This window comes from Bacillus marasmi (assembly GCF_902168435.1).
Classification (GTDB): domain Bacteria; phylum Bacillota; class Bacilli; order Bacillales; family Cytobacillaceae; genus Bacillus_BU; species Bacillus_BU marasmi.
Map to the genome: position 1 here is coordinate 213,245 of NZ_LR656169.1, position 20,800 is coordinate 234,044.

Sequence of the window (20,800 nt, forward strand, 5' to 3'; positions counted from 1 at the left end):
ATTACCTCGGAAATAATATTCTAATAATTCAATTTATCAGACAAAAAATTCACGGTTAGCGTTCAACCGTGAATCCTAATCCGCTACACGAACATCGTAAATATCATTCAGTTTGATTTGATGAATCTCTTCGAACCGATCAACGATGTGTAGCCGCTGCCCTAGTCCATCCCAATAATGAATTTTGCCAATCACCAATTCGTACTGGTGACTATGATAATGAGTAATCGTTACCAATTGGTCAAATTCCATTGCGCTCGAGATGGTATCATTCATTTGCTCAAGCTGCTGCTCATCCAATTGCTTTCTGTATTCAAATGAATCCTCTTTAACCCAGTCTCGTAGCATTTTTACATGCTCGGGCAGCATCATCGACGTCCATTTAATTCGACCGCGATCACGAATCATCCCTAAATTAATACCTCCTAACGTTTATGGCCACCGACAAGCTTAACGCGATGTCTGGAGGTTCCCGCTTCTGTATAAGAAACCGCTCGCAATAAAGCACCTGAGCCAAACCGCTTGCGAATCCGGTCAACCGTGTAACCAAGCTCGTGCTTTTTCCAGCGATTTAATTCAAACAAGTTTAATTGCATTTGTTGATCATCCACCACATTACCTAATGAAATTGCAATTTGCCTGACTGTTTTCCCTTGATAGTTTTCATCGAAAAGCGCGAGGCAGACACGATAAAGCTCCATCGTAATATTCGTTGGTTCTGCAATTGTCCGCGAGCGGTGAAAACCTCCACCAAATTCGTCTTTGCTATAAGTAATGGTCAAGCTGACCGTCCGACCGGCTTTGCGACGATTCCGCGCTCTGCGGGCCACTTCCTCACACATTTCAAGAATGACACCCTTAATTTCGTGCTCCACTTTATAGTCGCGCATTAGGATTTGGCTTTTGCCGAAGCTAATTTGCCCCTCGATAATCGGTGCCCCCATTTCGGAAAGGTCCACGCCCCAAGCATGGTGATAAAGCTGATTACCCATAATACCAAACTTTTTCTCAAGCTTCTCCAAATCATAGCGTGCCAACTGACCAACCGTGAAAATCCCCATGCTGTTTAGCGTTTTTTCAACCTGTCGACCAATCCCCCACATTTCCCGAAGTGGCGAAACCTTCCACAGCTTCTTTTGCACATCATCGTATGTCCACTCAGCAATCCCTTTACTTTTTGCTTCCAAATCAAGACAGAGCTTTGACATGAGCATGTTCGGTCCGATTCCAATCGTACACGTCAGCTGAAATTCTCTCGCCATATCACTTCTAATTTTTTCTGCAATCGTCCAAACATCACCCCAAATATTTGTGGCCCCATCAACTTTAATAAAGCTTTCGTCAACGCTATAGACATGAATCGCTTCTTTTGGTACATAGCGATGAAACAGGCGCGTAATTTCAGTGGAAATCCGTAAATAAGTCCCCATCTTCGGTTCAACGAGATGAATTCGTGGGTCTTTTGGAATCTCGAACATACGCGATCCCGTTTTGATTCCGAATTCTTTTTTTAATCGCGGCGAAGCAGCTAGTACGACACTCCCTTGGCGATCCTGATTTCCGACTACCGCCAAATAGCATTCAAGCGGATCAAGTCCCATCATGACGGCAGAACAGCTTGCATAGAAACTCTTCATGTCGACACATAGTACGTGCTGATTAGGCATCAAGCTATAATCCACCACTGAAATCCCTTCTTCTTCTAAAAAAGTGCGAACATAGGTTCTTTTTATTATATTCTCAATCATAAGCGAATATACGTTCTGTTTCAATGGAAATTTTATGGAATGATTTTAGAAGCGGCGTGGTGGTCGATAGTGGGGACGGGCTTACTTCAGGAAGGAAGCTGAGCAAAAATGAGAAAAGCATAGCATATGTTATGGAAGTCGGGCATATCGGGGCGAGATAGCACATATCTGTTAAAAGTCGAGCATTGTTTTTTTGAGGTCGAGCATAAAATCGTGAAAGTCGAGCATATTTTTCGAAAAGCCGAGCATAAATTTGCGAAAGTCGAGCATATCTTTCCGAAAGCCATGCAAACAACAAAATAGGTAAATAAAAGAATCATTCAAAACTACATTGAAAGTGAAAAATTGAAGAAATTACAGCAAAACAGAGTCAAAATGAAGCCAAATCAGATTTAGAAAAACGCAAATCTGTAGAAATAGCTGTATTCCTAAAAAAGTTCACCACTTTGACACACATCTGTCCGAACCCACAATTCCTCTATTCCATCACATCACTCGCAAGTACAAAAAAACTACCAGCAGTTTCACACTTGAAACCACTGGCAGCACCATAAACTAATCAACTTGTTCCTCAATTTGTTTTGTTGCAAAATCATAGCGAATTGTCACCGGATTGGGATGTTCAATCGTCACTCCTGCTATCTTGGCTTGAAAATACGTATCCTTCACGATCGTTTCTTGGAAAACAACCGTGTTACTACTAAAATTGGTAGCAGCATATTCAACAACTGCTTTCACCGCTTCCTGAACTTGATCATGTTCCTTATCGGTCAATACGACAAGCTTTTTCATATCTGCTTGTGCCGGAAAGGATTCGCGAATAGGACCACTAAACCATGGTTCGACCTTCATACCAATCTCAAGGTCGGCAAAGTTCATTTTCTTGCCATTATCTGAAACGACTTCAACTTCATTGTCGGCAGAAAAAACAATATCATTTACGAGCACTGAATTCTCACTAATATGGGTGATGTAGCCAGTTTCAGCTTTTACTAAATTAGACAATCCAGCATCATTACACCCCGTTATAGCTACTAAAAAAAGAGAAACAAATATAACTCCAGTCATCAATTTAACCATTCGCACCCTCCTCGCCTCCTATTAAACAAGACGAAAAAAAGCAGACAAGGTTACAACTGTGGTTATTTCTGATTAAACGCACGCTTTCCAACGCGCTCAACAACCCTTGGAAACAAAGTATAAAGGATGCTTGCCGCATTCATCCAGCGAGGTAAATTGATTTCGCGTGTTTTGGTGAGCATCCGTTCAACGACCTGCCCGGCAACATATTCCGGCTTTAGCACCCAACGCTTGATATTTTGCAAATAAGTACCCTTTTCATCGGCAATATTAAAAAAGTTTGTGGCAATTGGTCCAGGGTTAACAGTTGTCACATACACACCAAGGTCAGCGAGTTCCATCCGTAAACTATTGGAATAACCCAGCACAGCATGCTTTGTTGCTGAATAGACGCTAGATTTAGGTGTCGCCATTTTCCCGGCTTGCGAAGCAATGTTAATAATGTGTCCAAAGCGACGCTCACGCATTTTGGGAAGAACCATGCTTGTTGCTGTTATTAAGCCGACAACGTTCACCTCAAACATGCCCTTGATTTCATCAATCGTCGATTCGTGAGCTGGACGGAATATGCCAAAGCCAGCATTATTAACAAGCACATCAACATGCCCTAACGCTTGCAAAACCTCTGAAAACACCGTTTCAATTGCATTCGTATCAGAAACATCTAGCTGATATATGAGGACTTCAACACCGTAGCGTGCTTCTATATTTTGCTTCAATTGTTCTAACTTATCTAAACTTCGGGCCATCAAAATTAATCGAGCACCGGACTCAGCGCATAAATAAGCCATTTCAGCGCCAATTCCACCCGAGGCTCCGGTAATTAATACATTTTTTCCAACAAGACGGTCATTTGCCATTTCTGACACCTCAATTTGCTTTATCCCGCCTTAACGGGCAGTAAGACCCCAACCTCAATATTCTGAGTTTACAATAAGAAAAGGTGGGGGGCAACTGCCCGTAAAGGTCCGATTGGTTCAACTGACCATCAGTGGGGAATTAAGCTCCCCCCACTGATGGAAATTTCACTTTATATCGATATCGATAAGGAAACTCCTTATTTATCATAGTAATTTCCTGTAACGATAGCAAATAGTCGATTTGGGCAGCAGTTTCTGACAAGGTTAAAATCAGCTCACGTTCATAAACATGTGGAAACAGACGCTGGCATACCTCGAATACAGTCATCTCCTCATTCTGGAGCCATTTTTTCACGAGCATAGCCCGCTCATGCTGACGATTTAGTCGCTTCTCAATTAACGGTTCTACCTCAGTAATCTCATCACCGTGCCCTGGAAAAACGGTTTGGATGTTGTAATGTGTCAATTTTTCCAAAGATGCATTTAACTCTAGCTGTGGCCTCGGACGACTAAACTCACGGGATAATGGCGGCTCTAAAATAGGATTGGGAGAAATATGCGGCAGCAACAAATCACCGCCTATAAAAGCCCCATCGCTTTCACGTAACAGACCAATATGACTAGAAGCATGTCCCGGGGTTTCAAGAACCTTCCAGCCTGACAATCCAGGTGCAGTATCACCCTCAACAAGATGACCTGTCAATACTCGATTGCAGAAATATTCTGTCGTCCGGCGAAATTCATGCTTCAACGTAAGAAATTCATGAGGGACACCAAATTCCTCAATAGTCCGTTCGAAAAACACTTCATTATCCTCAATGAAGGATTCAGTTGCCGTTAACCACGGTTGATTTAGTTGATGTCCGAACACATCAACACTTTCAGGAAAATAAGCTAGTAAACCAACGTGATCCGGATGATGGTGAGTGATGATTACTTGCTCAATATCATTTGGGGTTAAATGCAAATCATTGAGCTGCTTAACGAAAGCATTCCATGATTCATCATTATTTGTACCTGCATCAACTAGCGTCAGTCGTTCTCCTTTAACTAGAAAAACATTCACATCTCCGACAGGAAAAGGGGTCGGCAGAGTGATTTTCGCAATACCGTTCTTCCATTTTGTCATGCTACCAACTCCTTAATTATTATTTTGATAAAAGGATTTCAGTATAAATAGTCTAAACTCAAGCTGCTTTTTTATTGAAATTAACCATATTATACCGTAAAATTATCTAAATTGTTGTTATTTTCAAACAATTATTAAAAAAATTAAGTTTTTAGACTCATAGCTCTTGACAGATAAGCCATTTTTCTTGCATTGTTATTTCATTGAACAATTTACGGTATACATGACGCATTATCGGAAAAATCTTTGAACACGAAGGGGTACAAGGAAGTTATGAAAAAAATTGCATTTATCGGGGCCGGTTCGATGGCAGAAGCGATGATTTCAGGAATCGTCGAAAGCAAGCTACTCAAGGGGGAGCAAATTTGGGTAACGAATCGGAGCAATCAAGAAAAGTTGGACAATTTACACGAAAAATACGGAGTAAATGGCAGCTATAATCTTGAAGAACTATTAGATGGTGCTGATGCAGTCATTTTAGCAATGAAGCCAAAGGAAGCGGCTACTGGCATCGGCCAAATCAAAAGCTATTTAACTGAAAAAACGATGCTAGTCAGCGTTCTTGCAGGGGTATCGACTGAAAATATTGAACTGTTAGCCGAAAAAAAGCTACCAGTTGTTAGAGCGATGCCGAACACATCAGCAACAGTTGGCAAATCAGCAACAGGGCTTGCCATCAATGCACATGTGACGGACGTTCAAAAGAAAATCGTCCAAACAATATTTGAAACTGTCGGAATGACCGCTTTCGTTGATGAAAGCAAAATCGATGCGATTACCGGCCTATCAGGAAGTGGCCCTGCCTATATTTATTACTTAATTGAAGCAATGGAAAAAGGCGCTGCTGAAATTGGACTTGATCAACAAATGGCAAAGGAACTAATTGTTCAAACCTTGCTTGGCGCTGCCGACATGGTCGCAAAATCAGCTAAGCCAGCAAAGCAATTACGTGCTGAGGTGACAAGCCCAGGTGGAACGACAGAAGCCGGCTTGCGTGTATTGGCCTCCTACGATGTGCAAAACGCCTTTATTAACTGCATCAAAGAAGCAACAGCCCAATCAAAACGACTTGGAATTGCTTTAAGTGATGAGTTGTATCCTGTAAAATAAACTAGGTTTACGTCTCTTTCAATAACTTTGATAAATATATTAATTGGTGAAATTTTCAAATAAGAAAAGCCTCTGCTATACTAGTGAATGTGCTTAGATTCACGAAATATAAGGAGGCTTTTTTATTTTGACTTCGAAATTATTATCCTCTTATACGATTAAAGGACTCACGTTAAAAAATCGGATTGTAATGGCACCAATGTGCATGTATAGCTCAGAGCATGATGATGGCTTGCTTAACGATTTTCATATGATTCATTATGCTTCAAGGGCAATTGGTCAGGTAGGCTTAATTATAGTCGAAGCAACTGCCATCTCACCAGAAGGAAGGATTTCTCATCGGGATTTAGGAATATGGGATGATGCTCATGTGGAGGGATTTACAAAGTTAACTAATCTCGTCAAGGAGCACGGCTGCAAAATCGGTATTCAACTGGCACACGCAGGTAGAAAAGCAACCGTAACCGGGGATATACTAGCCCCATCGCCACTAGCGTTTGATGAAAACTCCAAAACCCCAAAGGAAATGACCAAAGATGATATCCTAGCGACGGTTGAGGCGTTTAAGCGAGGTGCAGAACGTGCAAGCCGTGCTGGCTTTGATGTCATCGAAATTCACGCTGCCCACGGATATTTAATCCATGAATTTTTATCACCAATTACCAATCAGCGCAGCGATGAATATGGTGGTTCTATCGAAAATCGTTATCGTTTGCTCCGCGACGTTATTGAAGCAATTAAAGAAGTTTGGGATGGACCGTTACTGGTAAGAGTTTCTGCGAGTGATTATCATGAGGAAGGCTTAACTCCTGATGATTTTGTGACAATGGGGAGATGGATGAAGGATAAAGGAGTTGACCTCATCGACGTAAGCTCCGGCGGCTTGATTCCGAAGGGAGTACGTAGTTATCCTGGCTACCAGGTTCCCTTTTCTGAAAAAATAAAGCATGGTGTTGACATCGCAACGGGTGCTGTTGGATTAATTACAACACCATTGCATGCTGAGGAGATTCTCCAAAATGAGCGGGCTGACCTGATTTTCCTCGGCCGCGAATTGCTACGCGACCCATATTGGCCAAGAACAGCCGCGAAAGAGCTCAGGGAGAAAATCGATGCACCAAAGCAATATGAGCGAGGTTGGTTGTAAGTTGCAAGGGCACAATCAAGATAAAAGCTTGATTTGTGCCCTTTTTTTATTTCGAAGACATTGCTATATGTATAAACTGCAAAAACGACTGCGTCTCCTCAGTTTTTACTTTGGTCACAACATAGGTGGCAGACTTCGGTGTTTTGATATTCAAACTTGGAATTTCAACAAGCTTGCCAAGCCGAATCTCCTCCTCTACCATCGTCATCGGCAAAAACGAAACCCCTAGTCCTGCCTCGATAAATTTTTTCGAGATTTCCACGCTCTTAACTGCCATCATCCGAACTGTCGGATAAGCATGTTGAATATCGATTAACAAATCATCCCAATAATCGGGATGATTGTGAGTAATAAGACGATAACGCTCAAGTGCTGTTTTCTCTGTAAGAAACTGTCCATCATACGGTCCCACAAAAATGACCGGCTCCTCGTGAATCCTTTCACTATAAATATTTTTCTGCGATGGCGCAAGCCGTGACAAACCAATATCCGCCCTTCCAGTGCTAATCTCACCACCAATATCGTAAGATTGCTGAATATTAATCATTACCTCAATATCTCTATTTTCTGCAATAAACGTTTGCAGTAGTGACGGCAATATCGACGAGGCAATCTGTGGAGCTGAAGCAATCGTTAGCTTGCGATTATAGCCCTGCTTCCAAGCTTCGAAATCCTCAAAGCTCTCGTCATATTTTGAGATAATCCCTTGTGCATATGGAAGAAACCTATGCCCTGCAGGAGTTAACACTACTGACTTTCCTTGCCGATGAAATAAATCTGTATTGAGTTCCTCCTCTAAACGCCGAATATGTTTAGTGATGGCAGGTTGTGTCAAAAACAGCTCTTCTGCTGTTTGGCGGAAATTTTCATATCGCGCCGCGACCACAAAGGTTTTCAACCAATTTATCTCCATGTCACACACCCTTATAACGATTAGTTATTAAAAAGTAGAAATTTAGTTATTTTTCATTATAAGACTTATACCATATAATTCAAATAACAAAAACAATTGTTAAAAATAGGGAGTGGGGAAAATGGCAATCATTCAAAATAAACAGGATCATTGGAATGCAAATTTATACGATGAGAAACACGCGTTTGTGTCTCAGTTCGGGCAAAGCGTCATCGAATTATTAACGCCAAAACAGGGAGAAAAGATTCTAGACCTTGGTTGTGGCACTGGTGATTTAGCCCAAATCATCAACGGTCTTGGAGCAACAGTTGTTGGCGTAGATAAATCGGAAAACATGGTTAAACAAGCCCAAGATAAGTATCCAGACATCAGATTCTTTGTTAAAGATGCTACTCAATTAGAATATCACGAAGAGTTTGATGCTGTTTTCTCCAACGCAACGCTTCATTGGGTTAAAGCTCCAAAACAAGCACTACAAAGCATATATAGCTCGTTAAAGCCAGGCGGAAGATTCGTTGCTGAATTAGGTGGAAAAGGAAATGTACAAAAAATAACTGATGAAGTAATCAGCCAATACGAAAAACATGGGCAAAAATTTGATATTGAGAAATTCCCTTGGTATTTTCCGAGTATCGGTGAATATACCGCACTAATGGAGGAGGTTGGTTTCACCGTTGCCTTTTGTGTATATTTTGATCGACCGACACCGTTAGAAGGTGAAAATGGCATCACTAATTGGATTGAGATGTTCGGTTCTAGCCTATTTGCTGGAATGGACGCAAAAATAAAACAGGAAATTATTACTAATTCTGAAAGCAACTTAAGAAATATTTTATATAAAAATGGTAAATGGGTTGCTGATTATAAAAGACTTAGAGTGATTGGCATAAAACATTGAACGCCAAATAAGTAAAAAAACTCTCCCTGTGTAATAATATCATTTCTTGCACACAATCAATAAATGAGTTATGCTCAAACCTATATATAGAAAAGAATGTGTAGGTGAGAAACATGATTGAAGTCAAGACATCAACACTCAGCGATGGGGAATTAAATCGTGGAGTATTTGCAACGAAAGACATAACTAAAGGTGAGCTCATTCACCAAGCGCCGGTGATTCCTTATCCAAATGAGGAACACGTTCATATCGAAAAAACATTGCTTGCTGATTACGCATTCGAGTATGGAAAAAATCATACAGCCTTACTTCTAGGCTATGGGATGCTGTTTAACCATTCCTATCAACCAAATGCGACTTATGAGATTAATTTTCCGAACCATACATTTGATTTCTTTGCCTATAAGGATATCAAGGCTGGCGAAGAAATTTTAATCAATTACAATGGCGACGTAGATGATAATGACCCACTTTGGTTTAATAAGGATAATGATCCAGAAAATCAAAAATAAAGAATTTAAAAGGATGACACCTCGGTGCCATCCTTTTTTACATATCTTGTTTTTGCATCGGTATTTCAAATTCTTTAAAATCCTCAGCAATATCCGTTTTTGGAAACAGCTCCTGCGCTTCAAGGAGTAGTTGTTTTGACGCTTCGCGATCGTAACGAGAACTTATATGTGTTAAACACAATTTCTTCACGCCCGCTTCGATCGCAATTTGGGCAGCTTGATGGGTAGTTGAATGGAAATAATCATGCGCTAAGGATTCTTCTTCTTTTGAAAAAGTAGCCTCGTGAACGAGTAAATCAGCTTGATGGGCTAATTTAGCAGCATTTTCACATTTTCTCGTATCACCGAGGATTGTGACAATTCTTCCTTTTTGCACAGGTCCTAAGTAATCCTTTGCGACAATGACCGTACCATCCTCAAGCACGGTATTCTCACCATTTTTTATTTTTTTATAAATGGGGCCTGGTTTAATTCCTGCTTGGGCAAGCTTATCTGCCTGCAAACTTCCTGGACGGTCCTTTTCGGTAATGCGGTAACCGAACGAAGGCACTCCATGCTCTAACGGGAGTGTTTCTACAACAAATTGTTCATCTTCAAAAATCGCTCCTGGTTCAATCTCCACGACTGATAAAGGATATTTTAAATAGGTTTGACTAACTGATAGGCTTATTTCAATAAAATCTCGTAAACCTTTAGGTCCATAAACCGTCACTTCGGTTTCCCCTCCCTGAAACGAGCGGCTCGAAAGCAGACCGGGTAAACCATAAATATGATCACCGTGAAGATGAGTAATAAAGATTTTTTCAATTCGACGTGGCTTAATTGAAGTATGTAAAATTTGATGCTGCGTTGCCTCTCCGCAATCAAACAGCCAAATACTGCCCCGCTCTTCTAACAGTTTTAACACAATCGATGTAACATTGCGAAGCTTTGCGGGAACCCCTGCTCCGGTTCCTAAAAAGAAAATCTCCACAAAAACAACTCCTTCCCGTTCCATTCCAACCTAAAATTAGCTTTCTATACACCATTATCATAAAGAAAACTATATCATAACTCATAAACAGTAGCCTAAATCATTTCATTCTCCCCTAAAAGTTTTAGGATATAGAATCATATTTAGAAGAAAACTAAACAATAATTATCACTAATATTTGCTAAATACAGGACTTAACGATACAATTTTATATTTGTAAAGAACATAAATGAATGGACTACATATTCTTTAGAATTTTAATAAAGAGAGGTACAGCATTGTGAACCAAAGTGAAAAACCAACCGCATTAATTATGATTTTTGGAGCAACTGGTGATTTGGCAAATCGAAAGCTCTTTCCCTCCCTCTATCGACTTTATCAAAAAGGGAAATTAGATCGTTTTGCAGTTGTCGGTGTAGCACGTCGTTCCATTACTAACGAACAATTTCAGCAAAACGTAAGGGATTCGATTCTTTCCGCAGATTCGAACGACACAAATATTGATGACTTCATCTCACGCTTTGTTTATCACTCTCATGATGTGACAGATTCAAATTCATACGCTACGCTTAATCAAATTTCAGACGAGCTGGACCAACGTTACCAGCTTGATGGGAATCGAATCTTCTATTTAGCGATGGCACCCGAATTTTTTGGCACGATTGCCGAGCATCTAAAAATGGACGGCTTAACGAATGTTGCCGGTTTTAAACGCTTGGTGATTGAAAAACCATTCGGACGCAGTTTAGAGTCAGCTCAAAAATTAAACGAACAAATTCGCACTGCTTTTGCCGAAAACGAGATTTATCGGATCGACCACTACTTAGGCAAAGAAATGGTCCAAAATATTGAAGTGATTCGTTTTGCGAACGCGATGTTCGAGCCGCTATGGAATAATCGCTATATTTCAAATATACAAATCACTTCAAGTGAAACGCTTGGTGTTGAAGAACGGGGTCGCTACTATGAGACAAGTGGAGCTCTCAGGGATATGGTGCAAAATCACATGCTTCAAATGGTTGCTCTACTGGCAATGGAGCCACCTATTCGCCTAACTACTGAGGAAATCCGTTCGGAAAAAGTGCGCGCTCTTCGTTCGTTGCGACAGATTAGCGGTGAAGAAATCAATCAATACTTTGTACGTGGTCAATACGGTGAAGGCAACCTTAATGGAGAGGAACTTGTGGCATACCGAAATGAAGATATGGTTGACCCGAAATCCAATACCGAAACTTTCGTCGCTGGAAAATTAATGATTGATAACTTCCGTTGGGCCGGAGTTCCATTTTACATTCGAACTGGAAAAAGAATGCTAACTAAGCAAACAAAGATTGTTGTCCAATTCAAGGACATTCCGATGAACCTGTATTATCAAACTGAACAGGAGCTGCAACCGAATTTGCTTGTTATTCATATTCAGCCTGAAGAAGGTATTACGCTTCACTTAAACGCTAAAAAGAGCGGACAGAGCCTTGCTGCAAAACCTGTGAAGCTAAGTTATGCTAATCGCGGTATCGACGGAATAAACACGCCGGAAGCCTATGAGAAGCTATTATATGACTGTATGCGTGGTGATGCTACCAACTTTACGCATTGGGATGAAGTAGCTTTATCTTGGAGTTTTGTCGATAATATTTCAAGGGTTTGGGAAAATACACCTGAAGTGAGCTTTCCAAATTATGAATCCAACACGATGGGTCCAAAAGCTGCCCACGATCTCCTAGAACGAGATGGTTTCCACTGGTGGCCAGTTACAATGCTTGATGTTGAGACTTGCAAATAAGAAAAGCTCCAACGCCTAGGCGCTGGAGCTGACCACTGCTCATGGTAAAAATTATAAAACCCGCATCTAAGTTCAATTCGAAGATGCGGGTTTTTTTAAAAAAATACGGCATGTAAGGTCTTTTCGTTGTGGGTTTTATTGAATTTTAGGAAAAAAGCGAGGTATTTTTGCTACAAATTAATGATTTCGGTAGGAAAATCCTCTATTTTTAAAAAAATTATAGGATTCTATTTAAAATAGCTAATTTTTTATATCATGCTAAAAATTATTTGCACGACTTTTCCGTGATATGCACACGAAATGGTGGATATACGATATTTGAAAAAATATATGATACAACTTTTCGGATATATGCACGACTTTTCAAATATATGCACAACTTTTAAGGATCACCGAGAAAATATGCACACAAAACTTCTATATGAACAGAATCCTCCATATATGCACATCCTTCTTCTGGTACTGTATCCTATCAAAAACTCCTTAAACCCCAACCATCCAAAAAAACAAAAAAAGACGACTCCACCAAAGGAAGTCGCCCTCTAAAACACAAATCTTATTTCTCCATCCACTCAGTATGGAAGGTACCTTCTTTGTCAATGCGTTGGTACGTATGCGCACCGAAGTAATCGCGTTGTGCTTGAAGGAGATTAGCAGGTAATGTCTCTAAGCGGTAGCTATCATAATAAGACAGTGCCGCTGAAAAACATGGTACTGGAATTCCATTTTGTACAGACGCACCGATTATTTCGCGAAGAGAATCTTGATAGCTTTCAACAATCTCTTTGAAATATGGGTCGAGCAATAAATTTTTCAAGCCTGGCTCACGGTCGTAAGCATCCTTGATTTTTTGTAAAAATTGAGCACGGATAATGCAACCACCGCGGAATATCATCGCAATATCACCGTATTGCAAATCCCAATTATACTCTTCAGACGCTGCACGCATTTGTGCAAATCCTTGTGCATAAGAACAAATTTTGCTCATGTATAAAGCTTTGCGAACCGCTTCGATAAATGCTTGTTTATCACCTGTAAACGGCTTAACAGAAGGACCCTTTAGCAGCTTGCTTGCGGCAACTCGCTCATCCTTCATCGCCGAAATAAACCGAGCGAAAACAGATTCAGTGATAATTGGCAGTGGCACACCTAAATCAAGCGCACTTTGACTCGTCCATTTTCCGGTTCCTTTTTGACCAGCTGTATCCATAATTAAATCAACTAAAGGTTTACCTGTTTCCTCATCAACCTTAGTGAAAATATCAGCTGTAATTTCAATTAAGTAGCTATCAAGTTCGCCCTTATTCCATTCGGAAAATACCTCATGAAATTCGGCTGCACTTAGGCCTAATGTATGCTTCAATAAAAAATAAGCCTCACAAATTAATTGCATATCACCATATTCAATCCCGTTGTGCACCATTTTCACGTAATGTCCGGCACCATCCGGACCAATGTATGTTGTGCAAGCCTCACCATTTACTTTTGCTGAAATGGCTTCAAAAATCGGCGCCACTAGTTCATGTGCTTCCTTTTGTCCCCCAGGCATTATCGATGGACCTCGCAGAGCACCTTCCTCGCCCCCGGAAACGCCTGTGCCAATAAAATGAATACCAAGCTCACTTAATTCCTTATTACGGCGCTGTGTATCAACAAAGAAGGTGTTACCACCATCGATGACGATGTCGCCTTTATCAAGTAATGGCTTTAACTGCTCAATTGTGGCATCCGTTGCTCCACCCGCTTTTACCATTAGGAGGATTTTGCGAGGTTTTTCTAATGAAGAAACAAATTCCTCAAGTGTATATGTACCGACAATATTTTTTCCTGTCGTTTCTTTTACCATTTCATCCGTTTTCTCACGTGAGCGGTTGTAAACAGAAACCGTATACCCCCGGCTTTCAATGTTCATTGCGAGATTTTTTCCCATGACGGCTAAACCAATTACGCCAATTTGTTGTAAACTCATGCTTTAACTTCCCTTCTTGCACTATATTCCTTCTACAAAATCACTCTTACTACTTTAGCAAGATTCACCACCAGATTCAACTTTTTACCTATACCCTATTATTTTGACAAAAGCACGAATAGAATAAACAAGTTATTCAAACTCTTTTTTAGGAAAATCCCGCAAGAAATCCTTATTAAAACTCGTATCAGTACCTATTGTTGATGTGGGTGGTTTGACAGGAGCGATATCTGCCGCTTTTTCAATAATATGTTTACCAAATTTCTGTCTCAGTGATTCCATTGTTTCGTATAAAGGCTCTTTTCGCGCATCTTTTTCAAAAGAAAAAATATCAAGCTGTTTAACAGCTTCATCTTGTTCAACAAGATCGGTTCCGGTTACTCCTAACAGTCTGACTGCCTCGCCATCCCAATTCTTTAAAAATAGCCCCTTAGCGGCGAGATTTATCTCTTCAGGGGTTTGGATAGGGTTAGTTAGCTTTCGACTGCGTGTAATCGTTTTACGGTCTTTATAACGGATTGTGACCCCAATCGTTTGCGCCATAACTTTTTTGTTTTTTAGTCGTCCGGAAACTTTAGCAACCAGTCCTTCTATGACAAGTAGAAGCTGATGCTGATTAGTTATATCCCTCGACAACGTGGTTGAATTACCAATGCTTTTAATATCATAAATAGATTCTGGATTAACCGCGCGATTATCTATGCCGTTTGCTCGATTTTTCAAACGGGGTCCGTTAATACCTAACAAGGCCTTTAATTGAATTTCATTGGCGTTTGCTAAATCTCCAATGGTTTTTATACCTAATGGTGCTAATTTTTCAGCGGTCTTTTTCCCCACGCCATGCATTTCACTTACTTCCATTGGCCAAAGTACAGTTTCAACATCCCGCTTCCGCAACACCGTTATTCCTAATGGTTTCTTCATATCAGAAGCCATTTTAGCTAGAAATTTATTCGGTGCTATGCCAATACTACATGGCAAATCGTGGATATGAAGTAGCTCAGTTTGAATTTGCTCGGCAATCTGGAGTGGCGAACCCATGAGAAAGCAATCGGTAATATCGACATACCCTTCATCAATTGAGACTGGCTCAACTAGTTCTGTGAAGCTTCGTAATAATTCGAACATTTTCATTGAAGCTGCTCGATATCGGTCAAAATTAGGCTTTCTTACAATCAATTGAGGACACAATTTCTTTGCTTCCCATAAAGGCATCGTTGTTTTAACTCCCATTTTACGAGCTTCGTAACTACAGGTGACAATAATTCCGCGCCTTTCCTCAGGATTTCCAGCAATGGCAAGTGGTTTCCCCTTCAATGATGGATCATGTGCCATTTCAACGGACGCATAGAAGCTATTCATGTCAACATGAAGTATTACTCTGCCGTTTTTCGGGTACATCTCCTTCATCAAAGTCACCTCCCATGTCCAGTTCATTACTCATAGTATAGCAAACAAAAGAGGACGAAATCTCGCCCCCTTCACAAGTGAAAAATTAATTTCCAGCTACCTCTTCGATAATCGCAACCGTCATTTCTGCTAATTTATAAAGCTCTTCAATTGGCATCCGTTCATTTGTAGTGTGGATATCCTCATAGCCTACAGCAAGATTCACAGTTGGAATCCCAAATCCAGCAATGACATTGGCATCACTTCCACCACCACTATGCTGTAATTCGCAGCTTCTGCCGATTTGTCCAGCAGCTTTCCGTGCCACCTCAACTACATGGTCTCCTGCACCAAATTTAAAGCCAGGATACATAACTTCAATTGTAACCTCTGCCGTTCCACCCATTTCCTTTGCAGCACTTTCAAAGGCTACTTTCATGCTATTGGCTTGCTTTTCCATTTTTTCAGGAATCAACGAACGTGCTTCTGCTAAAATATCGCAGCGATCAGCGACAATATTCGTTTGTTTTCCACCTTCAAAGCGACCGATGTTGGCTGTAGTTTCTTCGTCAATTCTTCCTAAGGACATTTTGGCAACAGCCTTGGCAGCAATCGTGATTGCTGAAATCCCTTTTTCAGGGGCTACACCAGCATGTGCGGTTTTCCCGTGAATTATGGCAGTAATTTTCGCTTGTGTTGGCGCAGCTACCACGATATTACCAACCTTACCATCACTATCTAAAGCGTAGCCATATTTCGCGGTGATGAGCTTTGGATCTAATGCTTTAGATCCGTGTAGTCCAGATTCTTCACCAACGGTAATCACAAATTGAATAGTGCCATGAGGAATATTTTGTTCTTTTAATACGCGAATCGTTTCTAGCATCACAGCTAGTCCCGCTTTATCATCTGCACCTAGAATCGTCGTTCCATCCGTTACGACATATCCATCTTTAATGCTCGGCTTTACACCTTTACCAGGTACCACTGTATCCATATGTGAAGTAAAGTAGATGGTGTCTACTCCTTCTTTCGTACCGTTTAGTGTACAAATTAGATTTCCAGCACCATGCCCGGTGATGGAGGTGGTATCGTCTTCAAATACGTCTAACCCCAATTGCGTAAACTTTTCTTTTAGCACTTTAGCAATTTCTGTTTCAAATTTTGTTTCCGAATCAATTTGGACGAGTTCTAAAAACTCATTTAATAAACGTTCTTGATTAATAACCATCTAGCTAACCTCCATACTGTAATAATCACTTATTAAGTATACAGTTTCATGATTAATTCTAGCAAATCAGAACAAATCTGGATGGATATCCCTACTTTTTTAAAAAATAAAAAAACGCACAACAGAGGCTGACTCTGCTGTACGTTTTTATCAATTGTTTAATAGAATTATAGAGGAATGTTACCGTGTTTTTTCTTCGGTCTTTTCTCTTCTTTATTGCGAAGCATTTCAAGCGCTTGGATAAGCTTGATTCTTGTTTCGCGTGGGTCGATAACATCATCAACCATACCGCGAGCAGCTGCAACGTAAGGGTTTGCAAATTTCACACGATATTCTTCGATTTTCGCTGCGCGAGTTGCTTCAGGATCTGGACTGTTAGCAATTTCTTTAGCAAAAATAATGTTTGCAGCACCTTGAGATCCCATTACGGCGATTTCTGCGTTCGGCCATGCAAATACTAAGTCAGCACCGATTGATTTACTGTTTAATGCAACATAAGCGCCGCCGTAAGCTTTTCTTGTAATAACTGTAAGCTTAGGAACAGTTGCTTCAGAGTATGCATAAAGGATTTTCGCACCGTGACGGATGATACCACCATGCTCCTGCTTAATGCCTGGGAAGAAGCCTGTAACGTCCTCAAATGTGATGATTGGAACGTTGAAAGAGTCACACAAGCGAATGAAACGTGCTGCTTTATCAGATGAGTCGATATCAAGACCACCAGCCATGAATTTTGGTTGGTTACATACTAAACCAACTGGCTCACCTTTAATTCTTGCAAAACCAACAACTACGTTTTTCGCGAAGTCTTTGTGTATTTCCATAAAAGAACCGGAATCCACAACCTGTTCTATAACAACATGTACGTCATAAGACTTCGTAGCTGTGATAGGAACAATCTCCGCTAATTCTGGGCGATAATCGTCTTCCTCAGTTGTTTCTAGACGAGGAGGCATTTCATTGCAGTTGTTCGGAAGGTAGCTTAATACATCACGAACAGCTTGAATGATTTCTTCCTCAGTTTCAGCACGATAATGACAGTTACCGCTAATCGTACTGTGAACTTTAGCTCCACCAAGGTTTTCAGAAGTGATTTTCTCTCCGGTAACGGTTTCAATAACCTTTGGACCAGTGATAAACATTTGGCTAGTTTTTTCAACCATGAAGACAAAGTCAGTGATAGCTGGTGAGTAAACTGCACCACCTGCACAAGGTCCAAGGATAACAGAAATTTGAGGAATTACCCCAGAATAAATAGAGTTACGGTAGAAGATTTGACCATAACCATCTAGAGAAACTACCCCCTCTTGAATACGTGCACCACCAGAGTCGTTTAATCCAATGAAAGGAGCACCATTTTTCGCAGCAAGGTCCATTACGTTAGCAATTTTCATTGCATGCATTTCACCAAGAGCTCCACCAAATACTGTAAAGTCTTGAGAGAATAAGTAGATTGGACGACCGTTTACTTTACCGTATCCAGTAACAACACCATCACCAGGTCCTTTTACATTCTCAAGACCGAAGTCACTGCTACGGTGCTCAATAAATGCGTTTAATTCAACAAATGTACCTGGGTCAACTAATAGCTCGATTCTTTCACGAGCTGTTAATTTACCTTTTTCATGTTGCTTCGCGATACGATCGTCACCGCCACCTAATTCAATTTCACGTTTTAAATCATAAAGCTCATAGATTTTTTCATACATATCAGGTTGTACAACTTCTTTATTTTTCACAGAACTCATATAATACCCCTCCAGTTGATTTTGGATGCAAGAATGCAACTTTAGTACCGTGTGCGCCTGGTCTTGGCTCGTCATCGATCATACGAATGCCTTTTTCTTTCATTTCCTCAATTCGCTCTTTTATTGAAGTTACCCCTAGAGCGACGTGATGGATTCCTTCCCCCCGCTTTTCAATAAATTTTGCAATAGGACTGTCATCAGATGTCGGTTCAAGTAGCTCTAATTTTGTTTCCCCTACATGTATAAACGCTACTTTAACTCTTTGGGTTGGTACTTCTTCAATACTTTCTAAATGCAAACCAAGAGTTTCTGTATAAAATGACAAGTGATCCTGTAAGGATTTGACAGCAATCCCAATGTGGTCGACTTTTTTCACCATTTTCCCCCACCATACCTTCTTCAGAATAATATAATAATATAAAATATTCTACTAATTTATCAAAAATCCTTCATAAAAAATTCAGTTGTTGAAATTTGTTTTTTTTTATACAATAGAGGTTGCTAACTTAGTCATTGTTTGAGGAGGATTTAAATGCGAAAAAGAAAAACAAGAAAAGTGATTGTAATGCTGATGCTAGTCTCCATGCTTGTTTCAACCCTCCTATTCGGGATTTCGACATTTATGTAAACCTAGCTCCGACCATAACGAAGCGGCTGACTTTTCATGAAGTCAGCCGCTTTTTATTTCTTTTTTTGGAAATTTTTACGCCCAATTCCAAAAAAAATTTTTTTTATTTCCTTAAACTACTAACTAATTTCGACTTCGGGAGCATGTTTTTTACGGCTGTTTTTGTTGTTTAATCCTTTAAAGCTGCTTTTAATAATTAAATATCGTTCCATTTCATTCACAAAATGCAGTAATGCTGATCGCGCCTCAAACTCTTCTCTCGTTTTCGGCATTTCCATATTTTGAAAATCTTGTTTCATTGCCATCAATTTTTCTAAGTATACATACGCGCTATTACCAGGGTTAATTCCACTAGCCAATTCATCTATAAAATCAGCAATGATATCCCTTTGCATTACCATATGCTGAATTTCAGTAATCGTCGGTAACACGCGTTCAATGATTTCAAATTGTTTCTCTCTAATTCTAAAATATTGATAGTAAATTTCCTCCATTTTTACAATTTGATTTTCGACTTGTTGAAATGCCAAAATCTTTGCTTCTTCGATTAATTTCGCCGCTTCTGTAATTTCCTTCCCATCCCAATCAAGCTCATTTGTCCGTAAATATCTAGCTATTTCTAAAAAGATGACTTTAAATTTCTCCTCGATTTGTTCCTGATATACATCCAATTTTGGTTTTATACTTGGCATGTAGAGATTCATTACCAAAGCTACACCAATTCCGATCGTAATGATGCCTAATTCATTTAAGATGACTTCAGTTGTGAATTTCCCGGCGGAAAAAATATGTAACAAAATAACCGAACTCGAAACAATTCCATCTTGTGCTTTAAAGAGAACTGCTGTGGGGATAAAAAAGAGTAAAAGAAACCCGATTACTAGAGGCTGGTAAGCAATATGCTCAAAAAAGACAAACGCAAATAGCATCGCTAAAATACAAGCTAAAAAACGATCCCAGGATGCTCGCAATGATTTTTTCCTCGTCACTTGAATGCACAAAATCGTCAGGATACCTGCCGATACATAGCTTTCAAGTCCGAGGGCTTGTGCCAGACTGATTGATAGAGCAGTGCCAACTGCCGTCTTAATTGTTCGATATCCAATTCTAAATTTTAACTTCATAAAAAACTCCTAATGCACCTATTTGGTAAAAACACACAATTCTTTTTTTAATTTTAACAAAATTCTGTTAGAAATTCATTGAAAAAGAAAAAAGATGGGAGTCCCATCTTTTAAACTTCTTCACAATGTTTTTCAAATGCATTCTGGAGCTTTTTAACAACATCCATCGGTCCAAATCCTTCAATATCATGACGCTCAATCATTTCGCAAATTTTTCCATCTTTTAAAAGCGCAAATGAAGGTGAGGATGGAGGAAAACCTGTAAAATAACCCCGCGCTTTCTCTGTTGCCTCTTTGTCCTGGCCAGCGAATACGGTTACTAAATGGTCTGGTCGCTTATCATAATGAAGTGCATGACCTGCAGCAGGCCGTGCGATACCACCAGCACACCCACAAACTGAATTAATCATCACTAAAGTGGTTCCTTTTTGTGAAAGGGCTTCATCAACCTCTTCAGCTGTCTTAAGCTCCTGGTATCCTGCACTAACAATCTCCTGTCGTGCTTGACGAACAACATCATTCATAAAAAGATTAAAATCGATACTCATATAATCGCTC

General features: G+C 40.1%; 20 protein-coding genes. 6 read left to right on the forward strand and 14 right to left on the reverse strand.

Going from position 1 to position 20,800, the window contains the following annotated elements:
- Positions 1-75: 75 nt before the first annotated feature.
- From FXW34_RS10125 to FXW34_RS10150, 5 genes are all read right to left on the reverse strand, one after another.
- Positions 76-408 carry a YolD-like family protein gene (locus FXW34_RS10125; protein WP_147533866.1) on the reverse strand — a complete coding sequence of 111 codons (333 nt, stop codon included), beginning with the start codon at positions 406-408 and terminating at the stop codon, positions 76-78.
- Positions 409-425: 17 nt separating this feature from the next.
- Positions 426-1,685, reverse strand: coding sequence for a Y-family DNA polymerase (locus FXW34_RS10130; protein WP_147533962.1), 1,260 nt, complete (start codon positions 1,683-1,685; stop codon positions 426-428).
- A gap of 618 nt (positions 1,686-2,303) precedes the next feature.
- Positions 2,304-2,828, reverse strand: a complete 525-nt coding sequence (locus FXW34_RS10135) for a DUF3221 domain-containing protein (RefSeq protein WP_147533867.1) — start codon at positions 2,826-2,828, stop codon at positions 2,304-2,306.
- A gap of 62 nt (positions 2,829-2,890) precedes the next feature.
- The gene (locus FXW34_RS10140; protein WP_147533868.1) at positions 2,891-3,688 is read right to left on the reverse strand and encodes an SDR family NAD(P)-dependent oxidoreductase; all 798 of its coding nucleotides are present in this window, start codon (positions 3,686-3,688) and stop codon (positions 2,891-2,893) included.
- A gap of 139 nt (positions 3,689-3,827) precedes the next feature.
- The gene (locus tag FXW34_RS10150) at positions 3,828-4,817 is read right to left on the reverse strand and encodes an MBL fold metallo-hydrolase (RefSeq protein ID WP_147533869.1); all 990 of its coding nucleotides are present in this window, start codon (positions 4,815-4,817) and stop codon (positions 3,828-3,830) included.
- Between the two features lie 273 nt (positions 4,818-5,090).
- On the opposite strand from FXW34_RS10150, the gene proC reads away from it, so the two are divergent.
- Positions 5,091-5,927 (forward strand): pyrroline-5-carboxylate reductase, encoded by an 837-nt coding sequence (gene proC / locus FXW34_RS10155; RefSeq protein WP_147533870.1) that lies wholly within the window; start codon positions 5,091-5,093, stop codon positions 5,925-5,927.
- A 127-nt stretch (positions 5,928-6,054) separates the two neighbouring features.
- Positions 6,055-7,074, forward strand: coding sequence for an NADPH dehydrogenase NamA (namA, locus tag FXW34_RS10160; RefSeq protein ID WP_147533871.1), 1,020 nt, complete (start codon positions 6,055-6,057; stop codon positions 7,072-7,074).
- 46 nt (positions 7,075-7,120) lie between these two features.
- On the opposite strand, the gene FXW34_RS10165 is transcribed toward namA, so the two are convergent.
- Positions 7,121-7,987, reverse strand: coding sequence for a LysR family transcriptional regulator (locus FXW34_RS10165; protein WP_147533872.1), 867 nt, complete (start codon positions 7,985-7,987; stop codon positions 7,121-7,123).
- A gap of 121 nt (positions 7,988-8,108) precedes the next feature.
- Here FXW34_RS10165 and FXW34_RS10170 point away from each other — a divergent pair, with 121 nt between their 5' ends.
- Complete coding sequence (locus tag FXW34_RS10170) at positions 8,109-8,885, forward strand: class I SAM-dependent methyltransferase (protein WP_147533873.1); 777 nt, start codon at positions 8,109-8,111, stop codon at positions 8,883-8,885.
- Positions 8,886-8,998: 113 nt separating this feature from the next.
- On the forward strand, positions 8,999-9,397 hold the full coding sequence (locus FXW34_RS10175) for an SET domain-containing protein (RefSeq protein ID WP_147533874.1): 399 nt from the start codon (positions 8,999-9,001) through the stop codon (positions 9,395-9,397).
- A 37-nt stretch (positions 9,398-9,434) separates the two neighbouring features.
- On the opposite strand, the gene rnz is transcribed toward FXW34_RS10175, so the two are convergent.
- Positions 9,435-10,370: a ribonuclease Z gene (gene rnz / locus FXW34_RS10180; protein ID WP_147533875.1), complete on the reverse strand. Its 936-nt coding sequence runs from the start codon at positions 10,368-10,370 to the stop codon at positions 9,435-9,437.
- A 280-nt stretch (positions 10,371-10,650) separates the two neighbouring features.
- On the opposite strand from rnz, the gene zwf reads away from it, so the two are divergent.
- On the forward strand, positions 10,651-12,153 hold the full coding sequence (zwf, locus tag FXW34_RS10185; RefSeq protein ID WP_147533876.1) for a glucose-6-phosphate dehydrogenase: 1,503 nt from the start codon (positions 10,651-10,653) through the stop codon (positions 12,151-12,153).
- A gap of 556 nt (positions 12,154-12,709) precedes the next feature.
- Here zwf and gndA read toward each other — a convergent pair.
- The 5 genes from gndA to mce all read right to left on the reverse strand — a co-directional run bounded on the left by gndA (position 12,710) and on the right by mce (position 18,869).
- Positions 12,710-14,122, reverse strand: coding sequence for an NADP-dependent phosphogluconate dehydrogenase (gene gndA / locus FXW34_RS10190; RefSeq protein ID WP_147533877.1), 1,413 nt, complete (start codon positions 14,120-14,122; stop codon positions 12,710-12,712).
- Positions 14,123-14,254: 132 nt separating this feature from the next.
- Positions 14,255-15,532, reverse strand: a complete 1,278-nt coding sequence (locus tag FXW34_RS10195; RefSeq protein WP_147533878.1) for a DNA polymerase IV — start codon at positions 15,530-15,532, stop codon at positions 14,255-14,257.
- A gap of 85 nt (positions 15,533-15,617) precedes the next feature.
- Positions 15,618-16,742, reverse strand: a complete 1,125-nt coding sequence (locus FXW34_RS10200; RefSeq protein ID WP_147533879.1) for a tripeptidase T — start codon at positions 16,740-16,742, stop codon at positions 15,618-15,620.
- Positions 16,743-16,909: 167 nt separating this feature from the next.
- A complete protein-coding gene (locus FXW34_RS10205) occupies positions 16,910-18,490 on the reverse strand; it encodes an acyl-CoA carboxylase subunit beta (protein ID WP_147533880.1) in 1,581 nt (526 codons plus the stop codon).
- Positions 18,471-18,869, reverse strand: coding sequence for a methylmalonyl-CoA epimerase (mce, locus tag FXW34_RS10210; protein WP_147533881.1), 399 nt, complete (start codon positions 18,867-18,869; stop codon positions 18,471-18,473). Before mce ends, FXW34_RS10205 begins: the two co-directional genes overlap by 20 nt.
- 153 nt (positions 18,870-19,022) lie before the next feature.
- Here mce and prli42 point away from each other — a divergent pair, with 153 nt between their 5' ends.
- Entirely contained in the window at positions 19,023-19,118 is a 96-nt protein-coding gene (gene prli42 / locus FXW34_RS22895; RefSeq protein WP_187118904.1) for a stressosome-associated protein Prli42, read from the forward strand.
- A 119-nt stretch (positions 19,119-19,237) separates the two neighbouring features.
- Here prli42 and FXW34_RS10215 read toward each other — a convergent pair whose 3' ends face one another.
- Positions 19,238-20,242, reverse strand: a complete 1,005-nt coding sequence (locus FXW34_RS10215; RefSeq protein ID WP_147533882.1) for an aromatic acid exporter family protein — start codon at positions 20,240-20,242, stop codon at positions 19,238-19,240.
- 110 nt (positions 20,243-20,352) lie between these two features.
- The gene (locus FXW34_RS10220) at positions 20,353-20,790 is read right to left on the reverse strand and encodes a BrxA/BrxB family bacilliredoxin (RefSeq protein ID WP_147533883.1); all 438 of its coding nucleotides are present in this window, start codon (positions 20,788-20,790) and stop codon (positions 20,353-20,355) included.
- Between the last annotated feature and the right edge of the window lie 10 nt (positions 20,791-20,800).